The organism is Halomarina litorea (assembly GCF_024227715.1).
Lineage (GTDB): Archaea > Halobacteriota > Halobacteria > Halobacteriales > Haloarculaceae > Halomarina > Halomarina litorea.
The window spans coordinates 2,064,374-2,087,072 of the sequence record NZ_CP100448.1; the positions used below are offsets into that span (position 1 = coordinate 2,064,374).

Below are 22,699 nucleotides of genomic sequence, written 5' to 3' on the forward strand. Positions count from 1 at the left end.
TAGTGTAATTTCTGATGTCCCTACATCGGGGGCTACCGTGTAATCCACTATCCTTTTATTCAGGAAAATTTACCATACGTACGAGACCTATTCGGTCGGGTGACTATGGCAATCGTTCAACAAGAGCAAACCCTCGACGAGGGGGACATCCACGACGTCCTGCGAAACACGCGGCGGCGACTCACCATCGACAGCCTTCAGGCGAGCGAGAACGGCACGATGAGCGTCCGCGACCTCTCCGAACGGGTCGCGACCGAGGAGACGGGCGAGGACCCGCCGCCGCGGAAGAAACGCCAGAGCGTCTACGTCTCGCTCCACCAGACGCACCTGCCGAAACTCCACAAACTCGGCATCGTCGAGTACGACGACGACAGCAAGGTCGTCTACCTCCAGGAGCGCGTCCGCGAGGTCGAGGTGTACATGGAGGTCGTCCCGCGCTACGGCATCTCGTGGGGCGAGTACTACATCGCCTTCGCATTCCTCGGGATGCTGGTCGTCATCGCGGCGGAACTCGGTATCGTCGGATTCGCACTCATCACACCCGCCCAGTGGGCCATCATCTTCTTCCTCGGGGTCGTCCTCTCGGCGACCTACCACGTCTACACCCAGCAGGGTGGCCTCCCGTTCAGCCGGTTGTACTGACCGGGAGCGCGAGGGGCAGACCCACCCGCCGCAACCCACCGCTACCTGCCCCGTGGCATCAGTCATCGTCTACTTCCGGTCCGACCGCCGCGTCCACGACGAGAGCCGCTGCTGGCCGTCGTGGCGGCCGACCGGGTCGTCCCCGTCTACTGCGTCGACACACGGACCCCCGGGAGAACGCCCGTCGGACTCACCGGAACTCGGACGGGTCGTCCCGGTCCCGGTGTGGCTGCTGGACGCGGACGTACGGCGGGTCGTCGGTGTACTCGACCAGCCGGGTGTCCCCGAGGCGGCCGGTCGGCGACTTCGCCAGTTTCACGTACTGGAGGCCGCTCTCGTGGAGCCACGTCCGCACGACCTGGTCGGCGTCGTAGACGAACGACTCGGAGAGTTCCTCGGCCATGACGCTCGGGTTCTGGACGAACAGGACGGAGTCGCGGTCGTCGAGGAGCGACTCCTTGCCCCAGTAGTGGATGCGTCTGACGTCCGTCGGGCTGAACTCCTGAAGGAGGGCCTCGGTGTAGGTGACGGCCGTCGCGGGACGACCGTCCCGGTCGTCGTTCATCCGGTTGAAGACGAACCGGAGGAACCACGAGAGAGCTGGCTTGAACGACGTGAGCAGTTGCGTGGCGAGGCGACTCGACTCGGGGAGTGTGTAGACGTTCGGCCCCCGGTCGCGCCACGTCCCGACGAGGTCGAGGACGAACAGGCGGTCCGTCGCCAGCAGGTGGTCGACGGACCCAACGCGACCGTCGAGGACGCGGTCGAGTTTCTCCGGAGAGAGGTTCGCCGGCGGGAGGAGGACGACGACACCGCCCTCGTCGATTCGCTCGACGATGGCGTTCGAGACGAACCCGAGGACGTCCGCCCGCCCGTCGTGTTCGACGAGGGTGGTCCCGCCCCGGACGAACCCGCCACCGCAGAGCGAGTCGAGGCCCTCGATGCCGGAGGACACCACCTCGAACGGGAGGAAGGCGGGCGACGGCGTTCGCATCAGGGGGCCCACGTGGAGGCCATCGGGGGCGATCTCCACCTCGAACTGCCGGGTGGCGTGGTCGACGCCGCGCATCTTCGACACCTGCAGGTGTCGCCGGTAGTCCCGGTCGACCTGCTCGCGCCAGAGGTTGACGACGCCGTGCGTGTTGAACTGCAGCATGTTGTGCGAGACGAGGTCTGCGTGGGACTCCCCGGCCAGGTCCTCCTCGGCGAGGAACAGCGTCGTCGCGCCGAACTCGTCGGTGAACAGTCTGATGAGGTCGAGGACGAACCGGCGAAACCGGTGTTCGTCCGCCGTCATCACGGAGAGCCCCGAGATGCTGTCGAAGACCACCCGGTCTGCGGGTCGGTGGGACCGGACGAACTCGCGGACGTACTGCCAGGAGAACGGAACGGCGTGACCGCCCATCCCCGTCTCGGTGCCGCCCTCGCCCCACGCGTCCGACTCCGTCCCCAGCGACTCGATGACGAGTTGGTCCGCGCCCCCCTCCAGCGTCGTCCCCTCCCCGGCGTGGACGGTCGCGAGCGAGAGTCCCTCGTGGTCCAGGCCGAACGAGAAGTCCTCGAAGGAGTCCCGAATCTCCGCGACGGTCTGCTCCGTGCTGATGAACAGGCAGCGCTCGCCGCGGTCGAGACCCGCCTGCAGGAACTGCATCCCGAGCGTGCTCTTTCCCGTCCCCGGTCCACCCGTCACGAGTACCGTCCGTCGTTCGGGAATTCCACCGGCGAGAACCGCGTCGAGACTCGTCGACCCCGTCGATACAGCCATATCGTATCGAGAATGGAGACAATTACGTATAAAGTACACAGCTATCTGTGTATGGTAAGTCACCGAGAAGCCGCGTCGTCCGGGAGGGGGGGTCGCGCGACGCCCCGGTCACCCCTCGTGGGCGTCGAGGATGGCCCGGTAGTACGGGACCATCACCTCGACGGCCTCCCGCCACGCGGCCTCGGTGTGTCGGTCGTGGAGTTCGACGCCGAGGACGTACCGGACGGGGAGCGACCCCGGCCCGGACTGCCCCTCGCTCGGCTTCTCGGGGAGCGGGGTGTCGCCGAACGCCACCGCGAGTTCCACCCGCTGGGCATGCATGAACGGGGTCCAGTAGTCGCCGCCGGTCTTGTGTCGGCGCCACGCCGTCGTCGTCCGCTCGGCGTAGCGCTCGGACATGCCCACCACCTCCGCCCGCCGGGCGAGAGCGTCCCGGACCGGCGACCAGTCGGCCTCGGCGATGGTCTCGCTGTCGATGATGCCCGCCCCGTCGACGTGGTCGCGCTCGACGGCGTCTTTCGCCCAGAGGGCGTCGACGTAGGACTCAGCGGCCGTCCGCGCCGTCGACTCGTCGAGGTCCCGGAACTGACGCGCGTCCACGAAGTGGAAGGCCGCGACGGTCCCCTCCCTGTCGTCGTCGTCGTGCAGCATGAAGCCCGCACAGACCTGCTCTGCCATCCGGCGGGCCGTGCACCGCTTCCCGGACGTCCCGGACGACCCGTCCGTCGATTCCTCGCCAGCCCCGCCGAGGATACCGTCCAGTCGGTTCCCCGGGGAATCAGTTCGCCTGGTCATTCGTCCCCCCTCCACGTGCCTGCGAGCGTGTCGCCCCCACACGTCGGGACGACCCAGTCCCGGCCCGGCCCTCGACGCCGGCGCTGTCTATGGGTTCGTGGTCGGCGCTCTCCCCGCTGACCTCGTCCGGTCCCGACGGGGACGACCGCTCGGTGTGGATAGATATCTCTGTTCCGGGGGTGAGAGCACATAACCCCTGCGTTCCCGAGAGCCGTGGCCACGACGGCGTCGATACCCGGCGTCGCGGGACCCGGTGCCGCCACCGTCATCGTGGTCAGTCCGCCGTCGCCGACTGTTCTCGACCGTAGATGTCCGCCAGCTGGTCGTTGTACCGGTCGAGGATGTTCCGGCGTTTCTTCTTCATCGACGGGGTCATCAGGTCGTTCTCGGCCGTCCACTCGTCGGGGACGAGCGCGAAGCGCTTGATGCGCTCTTCCTTCTCGAGGCCCTCGTTGACCTCCTCGACGACCGTCTCGACGTACGCCCGCACCTGCTCGTGCTCGCAGATGGCGGCCCGTTCGGCGGGCAGGTCCACGTCGTACTTCTCGGCCCACTGGCGGACGGCCTCGAAGTTCGGCACGACGAGTGCGCCCACGAACTTCTCGCTGTCGCCGACGACCATCACCTGGTCCACCCGGTCGCTGGTGGCGAAGCGGTCCTCGATGGGACCGGGTGCGATGTTCTTGCCCGTGTCGAGGACGAGAATCTGCTTCAGGCGCTCGTGGAAGACGAGGTAGCCGTCGTCGGTCAGTTCGACGATGTCGCCGGTCCGGAAGTAGCCGTCGTCGGTGAACGCCTCCTCGGTCGCGTCGGGGCGGTTCCAGTACCCACGCGTCACGTTCGAGCCGGAGACGAGCAGTTCGCCCACCTCGCCGCGCGCCCGGCGCTTCTGGTCGTCGGTCAGCACACTCCCGTCGACGCGGACGTCGATGTCGACGAGGGGGACGCCAAGAGTCCCCGCACGGACGTCCTCGGGCGGGTTGACGCTCACCACGGGGGCCGTCTCGGTCAGGCCGTACCCCTCGAGGATGGTCAGGCCCATCCCGTTGAACAGTTCCGCCAGTTCCTTCGAGAGACTGCCGCCCCCGCTGACGAAGAAGTCGATTTCGCCCCCCATCTTCTCGCGCACCCCCGAGAAGACGAGGCGGTCGGCGACGCGGTACTTGGCTTCGAGGGCGAGTCCGGGGTCGTCGGTCCGGTCGTACTCCCGGCCGACGTCGACGGCCCACTCGAAGATGCGCTGTTTCACGTCGGACTCGCTCGCCTGCTCGCGCATGGCGTCGTGGATGCGCTCGTACACCCGCGGGACGCTGGTGACGACGTTCGGCGAGAGCGTCTGGATGTCCTCCGCGACGGTGTCGGCGGACTCGGCGTACCCGACGCAGGACCCGGAGGCGAACGGGAGGAAGTGGCCCGCCGTCCGCTCGAAGACGTGCGCCAGCGGGAGGAACGACATCGTGTTCGTGTGCGCGCCGAGCGTCGGGATATCGGCGGAGCGGTCCGGTCGCGGCCCCATCCGTTTCCGGTTCTGGTTGACGTTCGACCGGAGGTTGTGATGAGTGAGTTCGACGCCCTTGGGCTTGCCCGTCGTCCCCGAGGTGTAGATGAGACTCGCGAGGTCCCCGGGCGAGCGCTCGTCGAGCCACGACTCGTGGGCGGCGGGGTCGAACACCTCCCGACCCCGTTCGTGGAGTTCCCCGAGGGTCAGGACGTCCTCGCGGTCGCCCGTGTCCGCCTCGTCCATCACGACGACAAAGGAGAGGTCGAGGTCGTCCTCGACTTCGAGCACCCGGTCGAGCAACTCGGCGTTTTCCACCACCACGCCTGTCGCGCCCGGGTCCGAGAGGAGATACCTGACCTGCCGGGACGAGGACTCGGTGTACACTGTGGTGACGACCCCGCCGGCCTGCAGGAGGGCGAAGTCGGTCTGTGCCCACTCCATGCGCGTGCTGGCGAAGATACCTACCCGGTCGCCCGCCGTGAGGCCGAGGTCGCGAAAGCCCGCCGCGAGGTGGTGGACGACGTCGCGCATCTCGGCGTAGGTGAGCGTCGCGTACCCCCCGCGCGGGGCGGCGTCGACGACACCCTCCGCGACCAGCGAGCGGTCGTACACGCCACCCTTATAGCGCTGGGCCGGGCGGGCGGCGTTCCGGTCGGCGCTCGCCTCGAACATCCGACCGAGCGTGTCGTCGCCGATGACCTCGTCGGTGTACTCCCGTTCGCGGTCGAGCCACGCCGCCCGAGGGGTAGGTGTCGGTGACATCGTTGTTCGACCAACGATAGTGACACTCATGAACGTTGTTGTATTACGGGTAAAGCGCGGAACTATCGTTTATTCGGGCAGTTCGCCGAGAAAGCGTGGGTGGGGATGCGGCGAGGCCGCGTCAGTCGATGTCGATGGAGGTGCCGGACTCCTCTACGTCTTCGACGGTGGGGAGGTGGACCTCGAGGACGCCGTTGCGGTACGAGGCCGTGATCTCGTCTTCGCGCACCTCGGCGGAAATGCCGATGGACTCGTGGACGTGGCGCGAACGCATGCTCATGCTGTCCTCGCCGGACTCGGACACCTCGTGGCGGGCGCTGATGAACAGGCGGCCGTCGTCGAAGCGGAGGTCGATCTCCTCCTTCTCGAAGCCCGGCATGTCCGCGAGGACGACGTAGCCCGACTCGTCGGTGTCGAGGCTGAGGTTCATGTCACTGTGCATACCCCGGCCGTGGAAGTCGTCGGCCCCACGCCCGAACTGGGGCATCTCGAAGTCACGGTCGCCCCAGTTGCCGATGCCACCGAAGTTGCCCAGCATGGAGCGGCGCATCTGGTCGAACATGCGATCCATCTCGTCGAAGGGGTATCGTCGGTTTGCCATAGTACTCGACGTCCAGTATGGTCGGATTCGATAATAACGATTGCGCGACTGCTGATATCACAGCTCTCAGCGCCGCTACTGAACGACTAACTACAGGTGAACGTCACGCTGCTCGGCACGGCCGGGCCACTCGGCAGCCCCGGTCAGACGCGGTGTCAGTCCCCGTCGGGTGGCACGACGACGACCTCGCCCGTTCCCTCCACGGTCACGGTACAGTCACTGAGAGTGAACGTGACCGACCCCTCCACTCGCGGTGTCCCGTCCGCTTTCGGGCGGAACAGGGAGTCGAGTGCGTCCGGGTCGACGACATCGTACAGTGGTTCGACGGCCGCGGGCGATTCTTCGAGGACCGCACACACCGTCTCGACGATGGTGATGCTGAGCGACCCCGGCGTCGTGAGGTCGTGCGTCGCACAGTACGCATCGCCGCTGTCGGTCGTAACTGGTCTCGGCTGGACGTCATTCCGTGAATCGAGCGTGCTCATTCCCTCTGGCCTCTGCTAGACACTACGAGTACAGATATATGAATGTTTGTCAGACTTGTAATTCAAATTAGTAGGGCGGTATCGGACGGAGCGCGGTTCGATGGCCCCGTCGCGACGGTTCGGGCCGGTCCCTCGCTCGGCGCCCCGTTGCCGGGGAGGAGGATGCTCACTCCCCGGGGAGGTCCCTCGCCTCGACCACGTCCACGGTCCGCGACGCGTCGGCACCGTTCCGTCCCCCTCGGCTCAGGTCGTCCTTCGAGCGAACCGCGCCCGAGTCGGCCCCCCTCCCTCGTGGGGGCCGGACGGCCGCCGCGCACCGCTCGACCGCCCGGTGGGCCCTGACGACGAGGACGAGCGCCCAGAGAACGAGTCTCGTCCCCACGAACACGCCCGCCGTGGCGATTCGCCGCGAGACCGACCTGTTCGTCACCCGTCTGGCGCGCTCCTGGTCCATACGGCATTATTATCAGAGAAATATATAATATTTGGTGAATAGATCCGACGGGTCAGTGTGCGGAATTTTGCCATCGAGATGAAATATTCGGGCGGGAGATTCGCCTCTCGCACGCGGTCTCGGGACGCCGATCCCGTCGCTATCGGTGCGTCGCTCCCGCAACCGACGGGCTCCCGGACCACGGGCCCCTCGTCCAGTCGCTCCCTGGTTCAGAATCCCTCCCCTGCGCGCTTTTCTCACTCTGTTCGAAAAGTGCTCGGTACGGGATTTGAACCCGTGTCATCGGCTCGAAAGGCCGAAATGATTGGCCGGACTACACCAACCGAGCTACATTCACAGTTCCGTCGCACCGGTTCATAAAGCCTGTCTTTCGCCGTCGGGAGGTCCGTACGATACCGTGGGACGGACCGAAAAATCCCCTACTTGCCCTCGAACTCGGCGTCCTCGCCGTTCATGAACGCCGTGATGCCGGTCATCAGGTCGTCGGTGCCCATGAGGTGGCCGAACGCCTGCGCCTCGAGGTCGAGACCGGCCTCGGTGTCCTCCCAGCCGCGGAGCATCGCGCGCTTCGTCAGCCAGCGCGAGATGGGCGGCCCACCAGCGAGGTCGGCGGCCGCCTCGTGGACTCGCTCCTCGAACTCGTCGTTCGGGACCACTTCGTTGACGACGTTGTAGTCGTACATCGTGTCCGCGTCGAACCGGTCGGCGGTGAGGACGATCTCCTTCGCGCGGCTCATCCCGACGAGACGCTGGAGTCGCTGGGTGCCGCCCCACCCCGGCAGGAGGCCGAGGCTGTGCTCGGGCAGGCCGAGTTCGGAGCGCTCGCTCGCGAGGCGCAGGTCACAGCACATCGCGAGTTCGAACCCGCCGCCGAGCGCGAAGCCGTCGATGCCCGCGAGGACGGGCAGCGGCGACTCCTCCAGTTTGCCGAACGTCTCCTGACCCTTCTTCGAGAGCTTGATGGCTTCGAGGGGGTCGGCGCTCGCGGCGAATCCGCTCACGTCAGCGCCCGCGGAGAACGCCCGGTTGCCCTTCCCCGTGATGAGGATGGCGCGCACGTCGTCGTCCTCCTCGAAGTGGTCGATGGCCTCCGAGAGTTCGTCGAGCATCTCGGGGTTGACCGTGTTCATCCGCGCCTCGCGCGCGAGGACTATCTGCCCGACCATATCACCGGGGTACTCGAGTTCGATGGTCGAGAACTCCACGTCGGCGTCGTCGCCCTGCTCGTAGAACCCGCCCTCGCCGGCGCGCTCACGGAGGTAGTCCGACACCTCGTAGCGGACGGCGTCTTTCTCCTCGCGGAGGTCGTCGAGCGTCTCGACAAGGGATTCGAGGCCGTAGTCGTCGGCCATCTTCGCGGGACCGGTCGGGTAGCCGCCGCCGAGCATGACGGCCTCGTCGATGTCCTTCGCGGGCGCGACGTCGTTGCCCACGAGGTTGCCGACCTCGTTGGCCATCACGGCGAGGAGCCGGCGTTTGACGTCCTCGCGGGTCTGGTCAGGGGGCACGTCCGCGCCGTCACCGTCCTCGTAGTCGTAGAATCCCTTCCCGGTCTTCTTGCCGAAGCGCTCCTCCTCGACCGTGCGTTCGAGGAGCGGACACGGCGCGTACGCCTCGCCCAGTACCTCGTGCATGTACTCGAGGACGTGGTAGGTCACGTCGTTGCCGACCTGGTCGCCCAGTTCGAACGCGCCCATCGGGAGGCCGATGTCGTACTTCACGGTGGAGTCGACCTCCTCCATCGTCGCGTCGTCCTCCTCGACGATCCAGCACGCCTCGTTCATCAGGGGGACGAGGATGCGGTTGACGATGAAGCCGGGCGAGTCCTTGCGGACGCGCACCGGCGTCTTGCCGAACGACTCGGCGAGCTGTTCGGTGAGGTCGAGGGTCTCCTCGGCCGTGTGCGCGCCGGTGATGACCTCGACGAGTTGCATCCGAACGGGCGGGTTGAAGAAGTGCATCCCGCAGAACTGCTCGGGGCGCTCGGTGACCTCCGAGAGTTCCGTGATGGACAGCGAGGAGGTGTTGGTCGCGATGATGGCCTCCTCGGGCGCGTACTCCTGGACGTCGCCGTAGACGTCCTTCTTGATGTCCATCTTCTCGGGCACCGCCTCGATGATGAAGTCGACGTCGGAGACGGCCTCGCTCATCTCCACGACGGGCGTGACGCGGTCGAGCGCGGCGTCGGCCTCCTCCTCGCTGAGCTGGTCGCTCTCGGCGAGTTTCCCGAGGCTCCACTCGATCTGTTCGTAGCCGTTCTGGACGAACTCCTCGTTGATGTCGCGCAGGTTCACCTCGTAGCCGGCCATGGCGGCCACCTCGGCGATGCCGTGGCCCATGTTCCCGGCGCCGAGGATGGCGATGGTCTGGATGTCGTCGAACTCCATGCTAACGGGTGTAGGGTCTGTCGCCCCTGTGTTGAACGTTTCCACTCGTCTGTGCGACAACTCCTTACAGGTTGTAACGAGTCGGGAAATCGTTATGTGGGAACGTCCGTGAGGGACTCGGTATGGACTTCGAACTCTCGGCCGAGCAGAAACAGATACAGGAGGAGGTCCGCCGCTTCGCGGACAACGAGATTCGCCCCGTCGCACAGGAGTACGACGTCGACGAGAAGTTCCCCCACGAGGTCCTCGAGAAGGCCGCCGAGATGGGCCTGACCGGCGCGAACATCCCGATGGAGTACGGCGGTGCGGGCTACAGCGCCCTCGAGACCGCGCTCATCGTCGAGGAGATGTTCGCCGTCGACCCCGGCATCGCCCTCTCCATTACCGCCACCACGTTCGGGAGCGACGCCCTCCTCGAGTACGGCACCGAAGAACAAAAAGCGCAGTTCCTCGAACCCGTCGCCACCGGCGAGGCCATCATGGGCGCGGCCATCTCCGAACCCGACACCGGCAGCGACGTCTCCTCCGTCTCCACCACCGCCGAGAAGGACGGCGACGAGTGGGTCATCAACGGCAACAAGATGTGGATCACGAACGGCACCGTCGGCGACTTCTTCGTCGCCATGTGCAAGACGGACCCCGAGGCCGAGGGTCGCTACAACGGCTTCTCGCAGATCGTCGTCGAGTCCGACCGCGACGGCTTCAAGTCGGAGAAGATCACCGGCAAACTCGGCATCCGCGCCAGCGACACCGCCGAACTCGTCTTCGACGACCTGCGCGTCCCCGAGGAGAACCTCGTCGGCACGCGCGGCATGGGCTTCCTCCAGTTGATGAACTTCTTCGACATCACGCGCACGATGGTCGCCGCACAGGGCGTCGGCATCGCCAAGGGCGCCTGTGACCGCGCGCTCGACTACGCCAAGGAGCGCGAGCAGTTCGGCAAGCCCATCGGCGACTTCCAGGCCATCCAGCACAAACTCGCGGACATCCACACCCGCACCGAGGCCGCCCGTCAGCTCACCTACAAGAGCGCGTGGTCGGTCGACCACTCCGACGAGCAACTGACGACGCTCGCCTCGATGGCCAAGGAGTTCGCCTCCCGCGTGGCCGTCGACGCCGCCAACGAGGCCGTCCAGATCCACGGCGGGGCCGGCTTCGTCAACGACTTCGACGTCGAACGCCTCTACCGCGACGCCAAGATCACGCAGATATACGAGGGCACCACGGAGATTCAGAAGAACATCATCGCCCGCGAACTGCTCGGCAAGGGCTTCTAGAGCGCACCGTTTTACGCCCCGGGTGCGCTTCGCGCACCCCTCGGCGCAAAACCCTGCACGAAAAAGGCCGGTTCCTCGCGCTTCGCGCTCGGAACCGGGGAACCACGCTCGCTCACTGCGTTCGCTCGTGCGGACTGTCGTCCCCTGCTATTCGTGGGTTCGCTTCGTCGGCAGAGTCGCTGATTCTGCCGGTAGACGGAGAGCGCCGAGACGTCGGCTACCCCCACGGACCGTTTCGAGCACCGACTGAGCACTTCGAACGAGAACTGCCGACGGGACGGCGAGAGCGTGGCTCGGTCGTCGCGACCAGCCGTCGACGCGACGGCGGCGATGCGTCTACGGACGACGGCGGTTTTTTGTCACTCCCCGCCGAGTGTCCCGGCGTGGATTCGGGCCAGTACCGCGACCTCGCGTTGTTCCTCGCCCTTTCGGTGATGGGGGGTGGGGCGTTTCCCGCCGTCGAGGCTGCCCTCCCCTACGTGCCACCGCTGTTGATCGCCGCCGTCCGGTTCGACCTCGCCAGCGTGCTCATGCTGGGGTACGCGCTCACGACGACCGACAGGTGGCGTCCGTCGACCCGCGGTGACGTCCTCGCCATCGTGGGTGGGGGGACCCTGTTCTTCCCGCTCGGACAGGGCGTCTGGTACGTCGGCCAGGAACTCACGACGAGCGTCCTCTCCGGACTGATGGCCGGTCTCATCCCGATTCTGACCGCCGCCTGGGCGTGGGTGCTCGTCCCCGAAGAGCAGGTGTCGAAAGAGCGTCTCGCGGGACTCGGCATCGGGTTCGCGGGCGTGCTCCTCGTCCTGATTCCCGGGACCACCTCGCTGTTCAGCCCGGGCGTCGTCGGGAAGCTGATAATAGTCGCCTCAGCGGTCGGAACCGCGCTCGGGAGTGTCCTGATTCGGCGCGCCGAGAACGTCATCTCCGCGCCCGCGGTGACCGCGTGGTCGATGCTCCTCGGTGCCGGACTGATGCACGCGCTCAGTCCGGCCGTCGGCGAGTCGCTGGCGGACGTGACGGTGAACGCCACGGTAGTGCTCGCACTCGGGTACCTCTCGGTGATCTCGACTGCGCTCGCGTACGTCATCTACTTCGTCCTGATCGACCGGCGGTCCGCCGTGGAGACCAATCTGATTCACTACCTCTTTCCCGTCGTGGCGATCGGAGCGGGGTACGTGCTGTTCGGCGAGGCGCTCCCGTCGTCGGCGCTCGTGGGGTTCGCGTTCATCGCTGCGGGGTTCGGTGTTCTGAAACGACGGACGATCGTCGCCGAACTCGTCAGCTGACGCCGCTCACGGCCTACAGCGCGGCACTCGCTGTGTAGTCCCCGGAACGCTTGGCACGCGTGTTTGAATGCCTCCGAGAACGTCGGAAACGGGAGGGTGGTGTCGATGACGTCGTCGACCGTCAGACCGTGTTTGACCGCCAACGTGGCCTCAGGAATCATGTCCGCAGCACGGGGCCCGACGATGTGGACGCCGACGAGTTCGTCCGTCTCGTGGTGCTTGACGGCCTGCAGGAGGCCGCGCGTGTCCTCGATGGCCTTCGCCTTCGGAACGTCTTTCATCTGCACCGTTCGGCAGGTACACGTCCCGTGTTCGTCCTGAACGTCACCGACCTCTGTGGACGAACCGACCTCTCGTACAACCTCGTCTCGCACCACTTGCAGTGTCTCAACAACTGTGCGCTCGCCGAGGTCGAACAGGAGGGACGAAAGCGGTTCTATCGGGTCTCCCAGCAACCGGGGCCTCGATTGGTCGAACTAGCGGACGAATGCATCAGAGGGGACCTCGACAGCGTGTTAGGATGTGAAATCGCCCGAGCGGAGTAGCTCGGAGTCCGCACGGACAACCAACTAAAGCACCGATCGAGCAGGTTCCTGCGATACACGCGGCAAGGGTCGACGATAGACAGAGACCGCGGGTCTAACCGCCGGGTGTGAACTACGCGTTCCGTTCAGTTGATACCCCTTCGTCGTAGTGGAAGTGAGGGATCTGGAACTCCCCGTTCTCGACGGTGACCTCCAGCGCTTCATTGCTGCCAGTTACTCGATTCCAGCCCGATACCGTGGTCGACGCCGTCTCTGTGCCACCGGAACGCTCGAGGGTGACTTCGACTCGGTACTCGGTCTCCGCAGCGAGGTCGAACACAAGCTCGCTATGGCCCGCGGAGGTGGCAGTACAGGTGATGACTTCGCTGGGAGGACTCCCCGAGACGTCACTGATAGAGATCGCCACTGGATAAGTTCCCAATCCGGCGTTTCGGATGGTGAGATGCCACGGTAACTCTCGCTCGTCGTCGGCCTCACCTTGATACACGTACTCCCCACACGACCGTGTTTCAGTGCCGGAACTGGTCGTTGACGGGGTCGGTTCACTGCTCGAGCGGGCCACCAGTGAGTCGACACAGCCAGTCGTGCCTACCCCAACAGCGACCCCGAGCCAGCCCAGAACGCTCCGACGATGCATACGAACTGGTAGCGTGCCGACACTAATACACTCCCGATGGTTCAATTGCTCACTTCATCCAACCGTCGAATGGCCTCCCGGTGATACCCCCGCGACACAGGTCTAGCAGCCACACCGGAAGCTACCGCCAACTACGCGCACAGCAACGAAATTCCCGCCGGCCGGCGGAGCTCCCGACTCCGGCCGACTCCGGCCGACTCCCCGTCACGCTTTTCAGCACCCCCGCGCAACCCCGTGGCATGCGCGACAGCACCGGTCGCCGTCGGTCGTTCGCAAATCGCCCACCCGTGGGTCCGTGCTGTCGCTGTTGAGCACTCTTCTCACCCTTACCACCCGCGCCGCCCGCAGACCACAGCGACACCGACCCAACGAAATGTTCGACCGACTCCGCGACGACGTCCGCACCGCACTCGACAGAGACCCCGCCGCCCGAAGCGCCGCCGAGGTGGTCCTCACCTACGCCGGCGTCCACGCCGTCTGGGCCTACCGACTCGCACACCGCCTCTGGACGGGCGGCCACCCGCTGGCCGCCCGCGTCCTCTCGCACCTCGCGCGAGGGGCCACCGGCGTCGAGATACACCCCGGCGCGACCATCGGCGACCGCCTGTTCATCGACCACGGGATGGGCGTCGTCGTCGGCGAGACGGCACACATCGGCGACGACGTGCACCTGTACCACGGCGTCACCCTCGGCGGGAACTCCCCGCACCCCGAAAAGCGCCACCCCACCCTCGAAGACGGCGTGGTCGTCGGGGCGAACGCGACGCTCATCGGCGACATCACCGTCGGCGAGGGGGCGCGCGTGGGGGCCGGCGCGGTGGTCGTCGAGGACGTCCCGCCCGGCCAGACGGTGGTCGGGTCGCCCGCCCGTCCCCTCTCCGCGGTCCGGCGGGACGCCGACCGGAAAGCACAGTAACCACGTCCCCTCGCGCCCAACCGTCGGGTGATGAGTGAGCCTGAGCCCGAGCGCGGGACCGACGCCGATGCGGCGAGTCGCTTCGCCGACGACCCGGTGATGGGCTGTCTGGAGGCGGAGTACGGCCCCGTCGACCTGCAGGAGGCGATGTACGACGACGAGTTCGAGCGAATCGTCGTGAGCGTCATCAATCAGTCCATCTCGACGGCGTCCGCGAACGCCGTCCGCGAACGGGTGTACGACGCACTGGACGACGACATCACCCCGGCGAACGTCCTCGCGACCGACGAGGCGGTCCTCGTGGACGCGGGCCTCGGCAAGCAGAAGACGGGTTACGTCAGGAACATCGCCGAGGCGTTCGAGGAGCGCTCGTACTCCCGCGACACCCTCGGAGACCACGACGACGAGGCGGTGGTCGACCTCCTGACGGAGATTCGCGGCGTCGGCGAGTGGACCGCCCGGATGTACCTCCTGTTCGCGCTGGGTCGCGAGGACGTCTTCCCGGTCGGTGACCTCGCGGTCCGACGGGCCATCGAGGAACTCTACGGCGAGATGACGCGGGCGGAGATGGTCGAGTTCGCGGAACGCTGGGCCCCCTACCGCTCGTACGCCACCGTCCTCCTCTGGCGGTGGTACGAGGACGACGAGCGGGCACCGCTGGCCTGAGGAGGGACGCCGACGCGGGGCGAGAAGTGAGTGGAGAGCAGAAAACGAGAGGGACACCGCGAGAGAAAACGGGGGAGACGAACCCGGCGGTACGACTACTCCTCTTCTTCGAGGATTTCGTCGTCGTCGGGTTCCGGTGCGTCGCTGTCGACGCGGCGACGTACGTCCACCTGGTAGTGCTGGAGGATGTCACGCCCGAGGAGGAGCGGGTAGTCCATGTGCGAGCGGTCCTCGACGCTCGCGGTGACGGTGTGCTGACGGCCGCCGATACCGATGACGAGGTCGACGACGGGGCGGGCCTTCCCCCCTTTCATGCTCCCCGACTTCACGCGGGTCATGCTCTTGATGGGGCCGGCACCGATGTCCGCGGCGAGCGACGTGTCGATGCTCGTCCGGGTCGCGCCCGTGTCGGACTTGGCGAGCGTGGTCGCCGACCCGCTGGTCCCCGAGACGACGACCTCCTCGATGTAGCCGATGAGGGGCGTGTCCTCCCGGCTCGTGGCGGCCTGCCGGGGCTTGGCGGTGGGCGTCGAGTCGTCGAGCGTTGCCGCGAGTTCGTCCACGCGGTCGTCGTCGACGGTGCCGCCTGCCCGCTCGATGGCCATCTTCGCGATGTAGGGGGCGGGGCTGCGCCCGGTCGCCTTGTAGAGCCCCTTGAACCCGGCCGTGGGGTTGACTTCGAGGACGTACCAGCCGTCGTTGCCCTCGATGAGGTCGACGCCGGCGTAGTCGAGGCCGATGACCTCGCTGGCGTACAGCGCCGTCTCCTTCGCCTCCTGTGGCATCTCGTCGGTCATGTCCTCGACGTCGCCGCCCAGTGCGACGTTGGTCCGCCACTCGCCCTCGGGGGCGAAGCGGTTCATCGCGCCGACGACCTCCTCGCCGACGACGTAGACGCGCAGGTCGCGGTGCCGGCCGGAGTCGCGGTCGATGAACTTCTGGAGGAACGCCTGCCGGTTACCGACCTTCGGGTTGACGGGGTCGGTGAGGTCGACCTTCCACGTCCCGCCGCCGTGGGTGCCGATGGCCGTCTTGTAGACCCCCTCCTCGCCGAAGCGGCCCCGGCCCTGGTTGAGGCGCTCGTTCGAGAGCGCGAGCAGGGCGTCGGGCACCGCGATGTTCCAGTCGGCGAGCGTGACGGCCGTGGCGAACTTGTGAATCGCCGTGAGGACCGCCCCGGGCTGGTTGAGCATGGGGCGCAGGCGGTTGAACGTGGTCGCCAGTCCGAGGCCCTCGGCGGGTTCCTCGGTGTTCGAGAGGAGCAGGCGGTTGGCGATGATGTCCACCTCCGGTTCGACCTGTACCTCTCCGTCCTCGATGGAGATGGCGGTGTTCTCCTGTCGCAGCCACTCACCACGGTGGCCGAGGTCCTCGACGGCGTTGAGGATGGCCTTCGTCTCCTTGCTGTTGTGCAGCGAGAGGACCCCGACCCGGACGTGTTCGTCGTCTCTGGCGGACATGGATGGAACACGGTGGGCGCGCGTGAAATGCGTGCCGGTACGGGACGACAGAATCCGCCCGATTCGGACATCTGGGACCGGGACGGCGTGATTTATACGTGCCCGCCGCCGTGACCCGATATGGCTGAGTCCGAGGCGTTCACGTACAACGGTGGGACGGTCGCGCCCGGCGAGACGCAGAACATCCGCTACAGCGTCAGCGAGACGTACCTCGGCGACCCCGTGCGCATTCCCGTCACCATCATCAACGGCGAACGTCCCGGCCCGACGGTGTTCCTGAGTGCGGCGGCCCACGGCGACGAACTCAACGGCATCGAGGTGGTCCGCGAGGTGGCCTACGGCTGGGACCACTCCGAACTCGCGGGGACGCTCGTCTGCCTCCCCGTCCTCAACGTCCCGGCGTTCATCGCCCAGCAGCGCTACCTCCCCATCTACGACCGCGACCTGAACCGCTCGTTCCCCGGCAGCGACACCTCCACCGGCGCGAAGCGGATGGCCTACCGTATCTTCCGCAATTTCATCGAACCCTGCGACTACGGGCTGGACTTCCACACCTCGACCCGCGGCCGGACCAACATGATTCACGTCCGTGGCGACATGGACGACCCGGAGGTCGCCCGCCTCGCCAACGCCTTCGCCTCGAACGTCATCCTCTCCAGTTCTGGTCCCGACGGCACGCTTCGGCGGGAGGCGTCGCTCGCCGGGACGCCCACCATCACCATCGAGATGGGCGAGGCCCACCGCTTCCAGCGTGACCTCATCGACCGGGCGCTGGAGGGCGTCGTGAGCGTCCTCGCGGAGTTCGGGCTGAAACCCGCCGAGAAGGTCAGCTGGCCCGGCTGGCGGACCGTCATCGAGGACTCCGGCGAGAAGACGTGGCTCCGCGCCGACGTGGGCGGCCTCGTCGAGAACCACTACGGCCGGGGGGCGCTGGTCCACGAGGGCGACGCCATCTGCACCATCTCAGACCCGTTCCGCGACGAGTCCATCCCGGTCGAGGCGCCCTTCACCGGCCTGCTCGTCGGCCTGCTCGAGAACCCGCTGGTCTACCCCGGCAACCCCCTCTGTCACCTCGTGAAACTGGGCGATACGACCCTCCGGGCGCTCGAACAGGAACAGGGGACCATCGAGCGCCCGTGAGGTCGGCCGTCCGGGCCGAATTCCGGCGAAAACCGCCAGCAGGCGGGCGATGAGTTAGTAACTACTATACGGGGTCGCACCCTGTCACTCACGTACATGAGCCAGTCGTACGACAGGGGCCTCGTCGAGGACTTCGGCCGCTGGCGGGAGTTCTCCGCCGGCATGTGGGCGTGGGTGTTCCACAAGTTCACCGGGTGGGTCCTCATCGGCTACCTGTTTACACACATCGCGGTACTGAGTACGGCCATCCCGGCCGCGCAGGGCGGGGCGGCCGCCGGCGGAACGGACATCTACACGACGACGCTCGTCGGTCTCGAGGAGCTACTGGTCGTCCGCTTCCTCGAAGTCGGTCTCCTCGCCGTCGCCGTCTTCCACATCATGAACGGCATCCGCCTACTGTTCGTGGACCTCGGCGTCGGCCTCGACGCACAGGACAAGAGCTTCTACGCCTCGCTGGTGCTGACGGGCGCCATCGTGGTCGCGTCCATCCCGACGTTCCTCGCGGGGGCCATCTGATGGCGGAGCACTACTCCTCGTTCGAGCGCAAGGGCACCGGGTGGCTCCTCCAGCGCCTGACCGCCGTGTTCCTCATCGGCGTGCTGGCGTTCCACTTCATGCTCCTGCACTTCGTCAACCACGCCGCCGAAATCACGTTCATGGGGACGCAGGCCCGCATGAGCCAGCCGGGGTACTTCGTGACGATGGTCGGCTTCCTCGTCGCGGGCACCTTCCACGGCGTCAACGGCGTCTACAACGCCCTCGTCAACCAGGGTCTGGAGGGCACCCAGCGCACCGTTCTCAAGTACACCTTCGTCCTCATCAGCCTCGCACTCGTCGCGCAGGGCATCCGCGTCGCGATGGCGATGACGGGCACCACCATCGTCTAATGAGCACGCAAATCCAGAAGCAAGAGGAAGAACAGGCCGCAGACGAGGCGGACGCCGAAGCGCAGTCCGCCCAGCAGCAGCGTCGCATGGAGCGAAAGCGCGACCGCGCCGAGAGCACGGAGCGCCAGCGAGAGGAGAGCGCACCCCGCTTCGGCGGGCGGGAGACGCGCACCCTCAAGGTGTTCCGCTACGACCCCGAGGTCGAGGGGAAGATGGAACCCCGCTTCGACGAGTTCACCGTCCCCTTCAGGCAGGGGATGACCGTCCTCGACGCGCTGATGTACTCGCGGGACCACTACGACTCCAGTCTCACCTTCCGGCACTCCTGCCGGCAGGCCATCTGCGGGTCGGACGCGCTGTTCATCAACGGTCGACAGCGTCTCGGGTGCAAGACGCAGTTGAGCGACCTCGCGGACCCGGTCCGCATCGAACCGCTGCCCCACCAGGAGGTCGTCAAGGACCTCGTCGTGGACATGCAGCACTTCTACGACCAGATGGACGCCGTCGAACCGTACTTCCAGAGCGAGGACGTCCCCGACGGCCTCGAAGAGCAGCGCCAGACCCGCGAGAACCGCGAGAAGATCAAGATGTCCACGCGCTGTATCTGGTGTGGCGCGTGCATGTCCTCGTGTAACATCGCGGCGGGCAACAACGAGTACCTCGGCCCCGCGGCCATCAACAAGGCCTACCGCTTCGCGATGGACGACCGGGAGGAAGAGGAACTGAAACAGCACCGACTGGAGATCCTCGAACAGGAACAGGGCGTCTGGCGGTGTCAGACCCAGTTCTCCTGTACGGAGGTCTGTCCGAAGGACATCCCGCTGACCGAGCACATCCAGGAACTGAAACGCGAGGCCGTGAAGAACAACCTCAAGTTCTGGTAACCCAGAGCACACACTAGCGAACCCCCACCAAGCAACTCACATGGCTATTCACGAACACGACGTCATCGTGGTCGGCGCGGGCGGCGCCGGCCTCCGAGCGGCGATCGCAGCACAGGAGGAGGGTGCCGACGTGGCACTCGTATCGAAGCTCCACCCGGTCAGGAGTCACACCGGCGCGGCCGAGGGGGGCATCAACGCCGCCCTCCGCGACGGCGACTCGTGGGAGGACCACGCCTACGACACGATGAAGGGGTCGGACTTCCTCGGCGACGCCCCCGCCATCGAGACGCTCTGTCAGGACTCCCCCGAGGAGACGATGCAACTCGAACACTGGGGGATGGCGTTCTCCCGGGACGACGACGGGCGGGTGAGCCAGCGGCCGTTCGGCGGCCTCTCGTTCCCCCGGACGACGTACGCGGGCGCGGAGACGGGCCACCACCTGCTCCACACGATGTACGAGCAGGTCGTCAAGCGGGGCATCCGGGTGTACGACGAGCACTACGTGATGAACCTCGCGGTCACCGACCACGACGACCCCGAGGATCGCGAGTGCTACGGCTGTGTCGCCTACGACATCAAGACCGGGCAGATCAACGGCTTCGTCGCCAACACCGGCGTCGTCATCGCCACTGGCGGTCCGGGGCAGATGTACGACCACACGACGAACGCCGTCGCCAACACCGGCGACGGGGCGGCGATGGCCTACCGCGCGGGCGTCCCGCTGGAGGACATGGAATTCGTCCAGTTCCACCCCACCACCCTGCCCTCGACGGGCGTCCTCATCACCGAGGGGGTCCGCGGGGAGGGCGGCATCCTCTACAACTCGGAGGGCGAGCGCTTCATGTTCGAACGCGGCTACGCGAACAACGCCGGCGAACTCGCCTCGCGCGACGTCGTCGCCCGCGCCGAACTCACCGAGGTCAACGCGGGCCGCGGGTTCGAGGACGACTACGTCCTGCTGGACATGCGCCACCTCGGCGAGGAACGCATCATCGACCGTCTAGAGAACATCGTCCACCTCTCGGAGGACTTCGAGGGCGTCGACCCGCTGAAGGAACCGATGCGGGTCAAGCCCGGCCAGCACTACGAGATGGGCGGCATCGAGACGGACGAGAACGGCGCGACGTGCATCGACGGCCTGTTCGCCGCCGGCGAGTGCGCCTGCGTCTCCGTCCACGGCGCGAACCGCCTCGGCGGGAACGCGCTGCCGGAACTCATCGTCTTCGGGGCGCGCGCCGGTCGCCACGCCGCCAAGCGCGAGCGCGCGGAGGCGAAGATCGAGACCGGCCCCTCGGCCAAGACCGAGGACGGCGTCGTCGAGTCGCCGGTCACGCTCGGCGAGGCCGGCATCGGTGACGAGGACGTCGCTGCGGACGGGGGCGCACTCCTCGACGCCCCCGCGGGGGAAGTGGTCGAACGTGCCGTCGAACGCGAGCGGGCGCGCGTCGAGACGCTCATGGAGCGCGACGGCGTCAACCACGCCGAGATTCGCTCTGACCTCCAGCAGTCCATGACGGCGAACGTCAACGTCTTCCGGAACGAAGACGGCCTGAAGCAGGCGCTCCGCGACATCCGGCAGGCCCGCGAGCGCTACCAGAACGTCGCCGTCTCGGACCCCTCGCGGACGTTCAACACGGACCTCATCCACACCATCGAGACGCGTAACCTCATCGACCTCGCGGAGGCGCTGACGCTCGGCGCACTCGCGCGCAACGAGTTCCGCGGTGCCCACTGGCGCCAGGAGTTCCAGGAGCGTCTCGACGACGAGTGGCTCAAGCACACGATGGTCGCCTGGAACGGTGGTCGGCCCGAACTGTACTACACCGACACCATCCTGGAGGGCGAGAACAAGACGTACGAGCCGAAAGAGCGCTCGTACTGAGGTCGGCCGGGGGCGTCCGGAGCGGGGACGCACTCCCCCGCCGACAGTCGGCTGTGCATGTGATGGTAGGTTATTTGTCCTTCGGTGGAGTACGGGGAACGCGGAAGGGTACTGCGTGGTAGAAGTCGTCCGCCGGATGGACGCGTGAACCGGCGGTCCCACAGGGCTTCGCGTGGACTTTCTCCCGCCCCTTCCCCCATGACCTCTCGGACGTGGTCCGCAAACTGTGGCCTGTGCGACCTGTCGGTAGGGTCGACCGACGAGTGATAAATCTTCCGCGAGTAGGGTTTCGTGACCGTCCCCGAGCCAGTAGGCATATCCCGACTGCCCGAGGAGGGCCGGTATGCAGGCTGTGATTCTCGCTGCCGGCGAGGGGACCCGGATGCGACCGCTCACACACTCGACGCCGAAGCCGATGCTCCCGGTGGCGGACCGGCCGCTGGTCGCGCACACCGCGGACGCCGCCGTCGAGGCGGGCGCCGACGAACTCGTCCTCGTCGTGGGATACGAGGCAGACGACGTGCGCGAGTACTTCGGCGAGGAGTACGCGGGCGTCCCCGTCCGCTTCGCCGTCCAGGAGGAGCAACTGGGAACGGGCCACGCCGTCGGCTGCGCGCGCGAGTACATCGACGGGGACTTCGCCGTCCTCTACGGCGACAACCTCTACGATGCGCCGAGCATCGCCGACCTCTTCGAGAGCGGCCCGAGCGTCGCCGCCTTCCGGGTCGAGAACCCGACGAACTACGGCGTGCTCACCCTCGACGGCGAGCGGGTGGTGGACATCGTCGAGAAACCCGACGACCCGCCGACGGAACTCGCGAACGCCGGGGCGTACGTCTTCCCCGAGGAGGCCCGCGACTGGCTGGACGTGCCCAAGAGCGAGCGCGGCGAACACGAGTTCACGGACGTCCTCGCCAGGGTCATCGACGAGTACGAGGTACAGGCTGTCGAGGTCGACCGCTGGATGGACGTGGGCCGCCCGTGGGAACTGCTGGAGGCCAACGAGTGGAAACTCGGCGAGATGGAGCGTCGTATCGACGGCGAGGTTCGCGGCGACGCCGACCTGCGGGGCACTGTCGTCGTCGAGGAGGGCGCCGTCGTCGAGGCGGGGGTCACCGTCGAGGGCCCCGCCCTGATTCGCTCGGGCGCGGACGTCGGGCCGAACGCCTACGTCCGGGGGGCGACGCTCGTCGGCGAGGACTGCCACGTCGGCCACGGCGTCGAACTGAAGAACTCCGTCCTGATGGCCGGCGCGAACACCCCGCACCTCTCGTACGTCGGCGACAGCCTCCTCGGACCCCGCGTGAACCTCGGTGCGGGCACGCAGGTCGCGAACCTCCGGCACGACGACGAGGACGTCCGACAGACTGTGAAGGGCGAACGCGTCTCGACCGGCCGCCGGAAGTACGGCGTCGTCGCCGGCGACGACGCGAAGACGGGTATCAACACGTCGCTCGCCCCCGGCGTGGTCCTCTCGGCGGGCGCGATGACGACGCCCGGCGAGTCGGTCACGCGCGACCGATAGTCCCCGGAAGACCCCTGGCGGACGGCACGTATGCTCGTGCCATGACATGTCCCTTCGCGCGGCGGACCGTCCTCCGTCGCGCCGCCCTGACCCTCCCCCTGTTCGCCGGATGTTCGCTCCCGAACCGGGCCGACGGGACGGCGACACCCGCGAGTTACACCCACTTCGAAGCGACGCGGACGACGGGGTCGACCTGACC

The 22,699-nt window shown here is 66.8% G+C and carries 21 protein-coding genes, 1 tRNA gene and 1 pseudogene; 12 read left to right on the forward strand and 11 right to left on the reverse strand.

The genetic code is table 11. The features are described from left to right. Positions 1–105: 105 nt before the first annotated feature. A complete protein-coding gene (locus tag NKG96_RS11280) occupies positions 106–642 on the forward strand; it encodes a DUF7344 domain-containing protein (protein ID WP_254535037.1) in 537 nt (178 codons plus the stop codon). Positions 643–832: 190 nt separating this feature from the next. On the opposite strand, the gene NKG96_RS11285 is transcribed toward NKG96_RS11280, so the two are convergent. The 8 genes from NKG96_RS11285 to NKG96_RS11320 all read right to left on the reverse strand — a co-directional run bounded on the left by NKG96_RS11285 (position 833) and on the right by NKG96_RS11320 (position 9,392). Then, positions 833–2,407, reverse strand: coding sequence for an RAD55 family ATPase (locus NKG96_RS11285; RefSeq protein WP_254535038.1), 1,575 nt, complete (start codon positions 2,405–2,407; stop codon positions 833–835). A gap of 108 nt (positions 2,408–2,515) precedes the next feature. Further along, positions 2,516–3,202, reverse strand: coding sequence for a hypothetical protein (locus NKG96_RS11290; RefSeq protein ID WP_254535039.1), 687 nt, complete (start codon positions 3,200–3,202; stop codon positions 2,516–2,518). 274 nt (positions 3,203–3,476) lie between these two features. Continuing rightward, entirely contained in the window at positions 3,477–5,465 is a 1,989-nt protein-coding gene (locus tag NKG96_RS11295; RefSeq protein WP_254535040.1) for an AMP-dependent synthetase/ligase, read from the reverse strand. Between the two features lie 121 nt (positions 5,466–5,586). After that, entirely contained in the window at positions 5,587–6,066 is a 480-nt protein-coding gene (locus NKG96_RS11300; RefSeq protein WP_254535042.1) for an Hsp20/alpha crystallin family protein, read from the reverse strand. A gap of 155 nt (positions 6,067–6,221) precedes the next feature. Further along, positions 6,222–6,551 carry a DdfA family disk-determining factor gene (gene ddfA / locus NKG96_RS11305; protein WP_254535043.1) on the reverse strand — a complete coding sequence of 110 codons (330 nt, stop codon included), beginning with the start codon at positions 6,549–6,551 and terminating at the stop codon, positions 6,222–6,224. A gap of 166 nt (positions 6,552–6,717) precedes the next feature. Beyond that, the gene (locus NKG96_RS11310) at positions 6,718–7,005 is read right to left on the reverse strand and encodes a hypothetical protein (RefSeq protein WP_254535045.1); all 288 of its coding nucleotides are present in this window, start codon (positions 7,003–7,005) and stop codon (positions 6,718–6,720) included. Positions 7,006–7,258: 253 nt separating this feature from the next. Next, positions 7,259–7,333 (reverse strand) — tRNA-Glu (locus NKG96_RS11315). A 91-nt stretch (positions 7,334–7,424) separates the two neighbouring features. Further along, positions 7,425–9,392, reverse strand: coding sequence for a 3-hydroxyacyl-CoA dehydrogenase/enoyl-CoA hydratase family protein (locus tag NKG96_RS11320; RefSeq protein WP_254535046.1), 1,968 nt, complete (start codon positions 9,390–9,392; stop codon positions 7,425–7,427). Positions 9,393–9,514: 122 nt separating this feature from the next. On the opposite strand from NKG96_RS11320, the gene NKG96_RS11325 reads away from it, so the two are divergent. Beyond that, complete coding sequence (locus NKG96_RS11325) at positions 9,515–10,669, forward strand: acyl-CoA dehydrogenase family protein (protein WP_254535048.1); 1,155 nt, start codon at positions 9,515–9,517, stop codon at positions 10,667–10,669. Positions 10,670–11,052: 383 nt separating this feature from the next. After that, positions 11,053–11,958 carry a DMT family transporter gene (locus NKG96_RS11330; protein WP_368409250.1) on the forward strand — a complete coding sequence of 302 codons (906 nt, stop codon included), beginning with the start codon at positions 11,053–11,055 and terminating at the stop codon, positions 11,956–11,958. Between the two features lie 41 nt (positions 11,959–11,999). On the opposite strand, the pseudogene NKG96_RS21055 reads toward NKG96_RS11330, so the two are convergent. Next, positions 12,000–12,347 (reverse strand): annotated as a pseudogene (locus NKG96_RS21055) (oxidoreductase dimerization domain-containing protein); the annotation flags it as partial. A 268-nt stretch (positions 12,348–12,615) separates the two neighbouring features. Next, positions 12,616–12,909, reverse strand: coding sequence for a hypothetical protein (locus tag NKG96_RS11345; RefSeq protein ID WP_254535049.1), 294 nt, complete (start codon positions 12,907–12,909; stop codon positions 12,616–12,618). Positions 12,910–13,513: 604 nt separating this feature from the next. On the opposite strand from NKG96_RS11345, the gene cysE reads away from it, so the two are divergent. Next, positions 13,514–14,056: a serine O-acetyltransferase gene (cysE, locus tag NKG96_RS11350; protein WP_254535051.1), complete on the forward strand. Its 543-nt coding sequence runs from the start codon at positions 13,514–13,516 to the stop codon at positions 14,054–14,056. 30 nt (positions 14,057–14,086) lie between these two features. Beyond that, complete coding sequence (locus NKG96_RS11355; RefSeq protein WP_254535053.1) at positions 14,087–14,722, forward strand: DNA-3-methyladenine glycosylase family protein; 636 nt, start codon at positions 14,087–14,089, stop codon at positions 14,720–14,722. 95 nt (positions 14,723–14,817) lie between these two features. Here the strand turns inward: NKG96_RS11355 and NKG96_RS11360 are convergent, their stop codons facing one another. Further along, a complete protein-coding gene (locus tag NKG96_RS11360) occupies positions 14,818–16,182 on the reverse strand; it encodes a putative ATP-dependent zinc protease (protein ID WP_254535054.1) in 1,365 nt (454 codons plus the stop codon). 120 nt (positions 16,183–16,302) lie between these two features. Between NKG96_RS11360 and NKG96_RS11365 the strand changes: the two genes are divergently transcribed. The 7 genes from NKG96_RS11365 to NKG96_RS11395 all read left to right on the forward strand — a co-directional run bounded on the left by NKG96_RS11365 (position 16,303) and on the right by NKG96_RS11395 (position 22,697). Further along, positions 16,303–17,322, forward strand: a complete 1,020-nt coding sequence (locus NKG96_RS11365) for a succinylglutamate desuccinylase/aspartoacylase family protein (RefSeq protein WP_254535055.1) — start codon at positions 16,303–16,305, stop codon at positions 17,320–17,322. Positions 17,323–17,418: 96 nt separating this feature from the next. After that, positions 17,419–17,838 carry a succinate dehydrogenase, cytochrome b556 subunit gene (sdhC, locus tag NKG96_RS11370; RefSeq protein WP_254535057.1) on the forward strand — a complete coding sequence of 140 codons (420 nt, stop codon included), beginning with the start codon at positions 17,419–17,421 and terminating at the stop codon, positions 17,836–17,838. Beyond that, a complete protein-coding gene (locus tag NKG96_RS11375; protein ID WP_254535058.1) occupies positions 17,838–18,209 on the forward strand; it encodes a succinate dehydrogenase hydrophobic membrane anchor subunit in 372 nt (123 codons plus the stop codon). Before sdhC ends, NKG96_RS11375 begins: the two co-directional genes overlap by 1 nt. Beyond that, complete coding sequence (locus NKG96_RS11380) at positions 18,209–19,093, forward strand: succinate dehydrogenase/fumarate reductase iron-sulfur subunit (RefSeq protein WP_254535059.1); 885 nt, start codon at positions 18,209–18,211, stop codon at positions 19,091–19,093. Before NKG96_RS11375 ends, NKG96_RS11380 begins: the two co-directional genes overlap by 1 nt. A 46-nt stretch (positions 19,094–19,139) precedes the next feature. Beyond that, entirely contained in the window at positions 19,140–20,975 is a 1,836-nt protein-coding gene (locus tag NKG96_RS11385; RefSeq protein ID WP_254538143.1) for an FAD-binding protein, read from the forward strand. Positions 20,976–21,318: 343 nt separating this feature from the next. Beyond that, complete coding sequence (gene glmU, locus NKG96_RS11390; RefSeq protein WP_254535060.1) at positions 21,319–22,500, forward strand: bifunctional sugar-1-phosphate nucleotidylyltransferase/acetyltransferase; 1,182 nt, start codon at positions 21,319–21,321, stop codon at positions 22,498–22,500. 41 nt (positions 22,501–22,541) lie between these two features. After that, positions 22,542–22,697 (forward strand): hypothetical protein, encoded by a 156-nt coding sequence (locus NKG96_RS11395; protein WP_254535061.1) that lies wholly within the window; start codon positions 22,542–22,544, stop codon positions 22,695–22,697. The last annotated feature ends 2 nt before the right edge of the window (positions 22,698–22,699 follow it).

Excerpts from the sequence above, each read along its gene's own strand:
- NKG96_RS11320 (WP_254535046.1), bottom strand. The coding sequence starts at position 9,392 with ATGGAGTTCGACGACATCCAGACCATCGCCATCCTCGGCGCCGGGAAC.
- NKG96_RS11280 (WP_254535037.1), top strand. The coding sequence starts at position 106 with ATGGCAATCGTTCAACAAGAGCAAACCCTCGACGAGGGGGACATCCAC.
- NKG96_RS11295 (WP_254535040.1), bottom strand. The coding sequence starts at position 5,465 with ATGTCACCGACACCTACCCCTCGGGCGGCGTGGCTCGACCGCGAACGG.
- NKG96_RS11360 (WP_254535054.1), bottom strand. The coding sequence starts at position 16,182 with ATGTCCGCCAGAGACGACGAACACGTCCGGGTCGGGGTCCTCTCGCTG.
- cysE (WP_254535051.1), top strand. The coding sequence starts at position 13,514 with ATGTTCGACCGACTCCGCGACGACGTCCGCACCGCACTCGACAGAGAC.
- ddfA (WP_254535043.1), bottom strand. The coding sequence starts at position 6,551 with ATGAGCACGCTCGATTCACGGAATGACGTCCAGCCGAGACCAGTTACG.
- NKG96_RS11325 (WP_254535048.1), top strand. The coding sequence starts at position 9,515 with ATGGACTTCGAACTCTCGGCCGAGCAGAAACAGATACAGGAGGAGGTC.
- NKG96_RS11375 (WP_254535058.1), top strand. The coding sequence starts at position 17,838 with ATGGCGGAGCACTACTCCTCGTTCGAGCGCAAGGGCACCGGGTGGCTC.
- NKG96_RS11285 (WP_254535038.1), bottom strand. The coding sequence starts at position 2,407 with ATGGCTGTATCGACGGGGTCGACGAGTCTCGACGCGGTTCTCGCCGGT.
- NKG96_RS11355 (WP_254535053.1), top strand. The coding sequence starts at position 14,087 with ATGAGTGAGCCTGAGCCCGAGCGCGGGACCGACGCCGATGCGGCGAGT.
- NKG96_RS11365 (WP_254535055.1), top strand. The coding sequence starts at position 16,303 with ATGGCTGAGTCCGAGGCGTTCACGTACAACGGTGGGACGGTCGCGCCC.
- NKG96_RS11380 (WP_254535059.1), top strand. The coding sequence starts at position 18,209 with ATGAGCACGCAAATCCAGAAGCAAGAGGAAGAACAGGCCGCAGACGAG.
- NKG96_RS11395 (WP_254535061.1), top strand. The coding sequence starts at position 22,542 with ATGACATGTCCCTTCGCGCGGCGGACCGTCCTCCGTCGCGCCGCCCTG.
- glmU (WP_254535060.1), top strand. The coding sequence starts at position 21,319 with ATGCAGGCTGTGATTCTCGCTGCCGGCGAGGGGACCCGGATGCGACCG.
- NKG96_RS11290 (WP_254535039.1), bottom strand. The coding sequence starts at position 3,202 with ATGACCAGGCGAACTGATTCCCCGGGGAACCGACTGGACGGTATCCTC.
- sdhC (WP_254535057.1), top strand. The coding sequence starts at position 17,419 with ATGAGCCAGTCGTACGACAGGGGCCTCGTCGAGGACTTCGGCCGCTGG.
- NKG96_RS11310 (WP_254535045.1), bottom strand. The coding sequence starts at position 7,005 with ATGGACCAGGAGCGCGCCAGACGGGTGACGAACAGGTCGGTCTCGCGG.
- NKG96_RS11300 (WP_254535042.1), bottom strand. The coding sequence starts at position 6,066 with ATGGCAAACCGACGATACCCCTTCGACGAGATGGATCGCATGTTCGAC.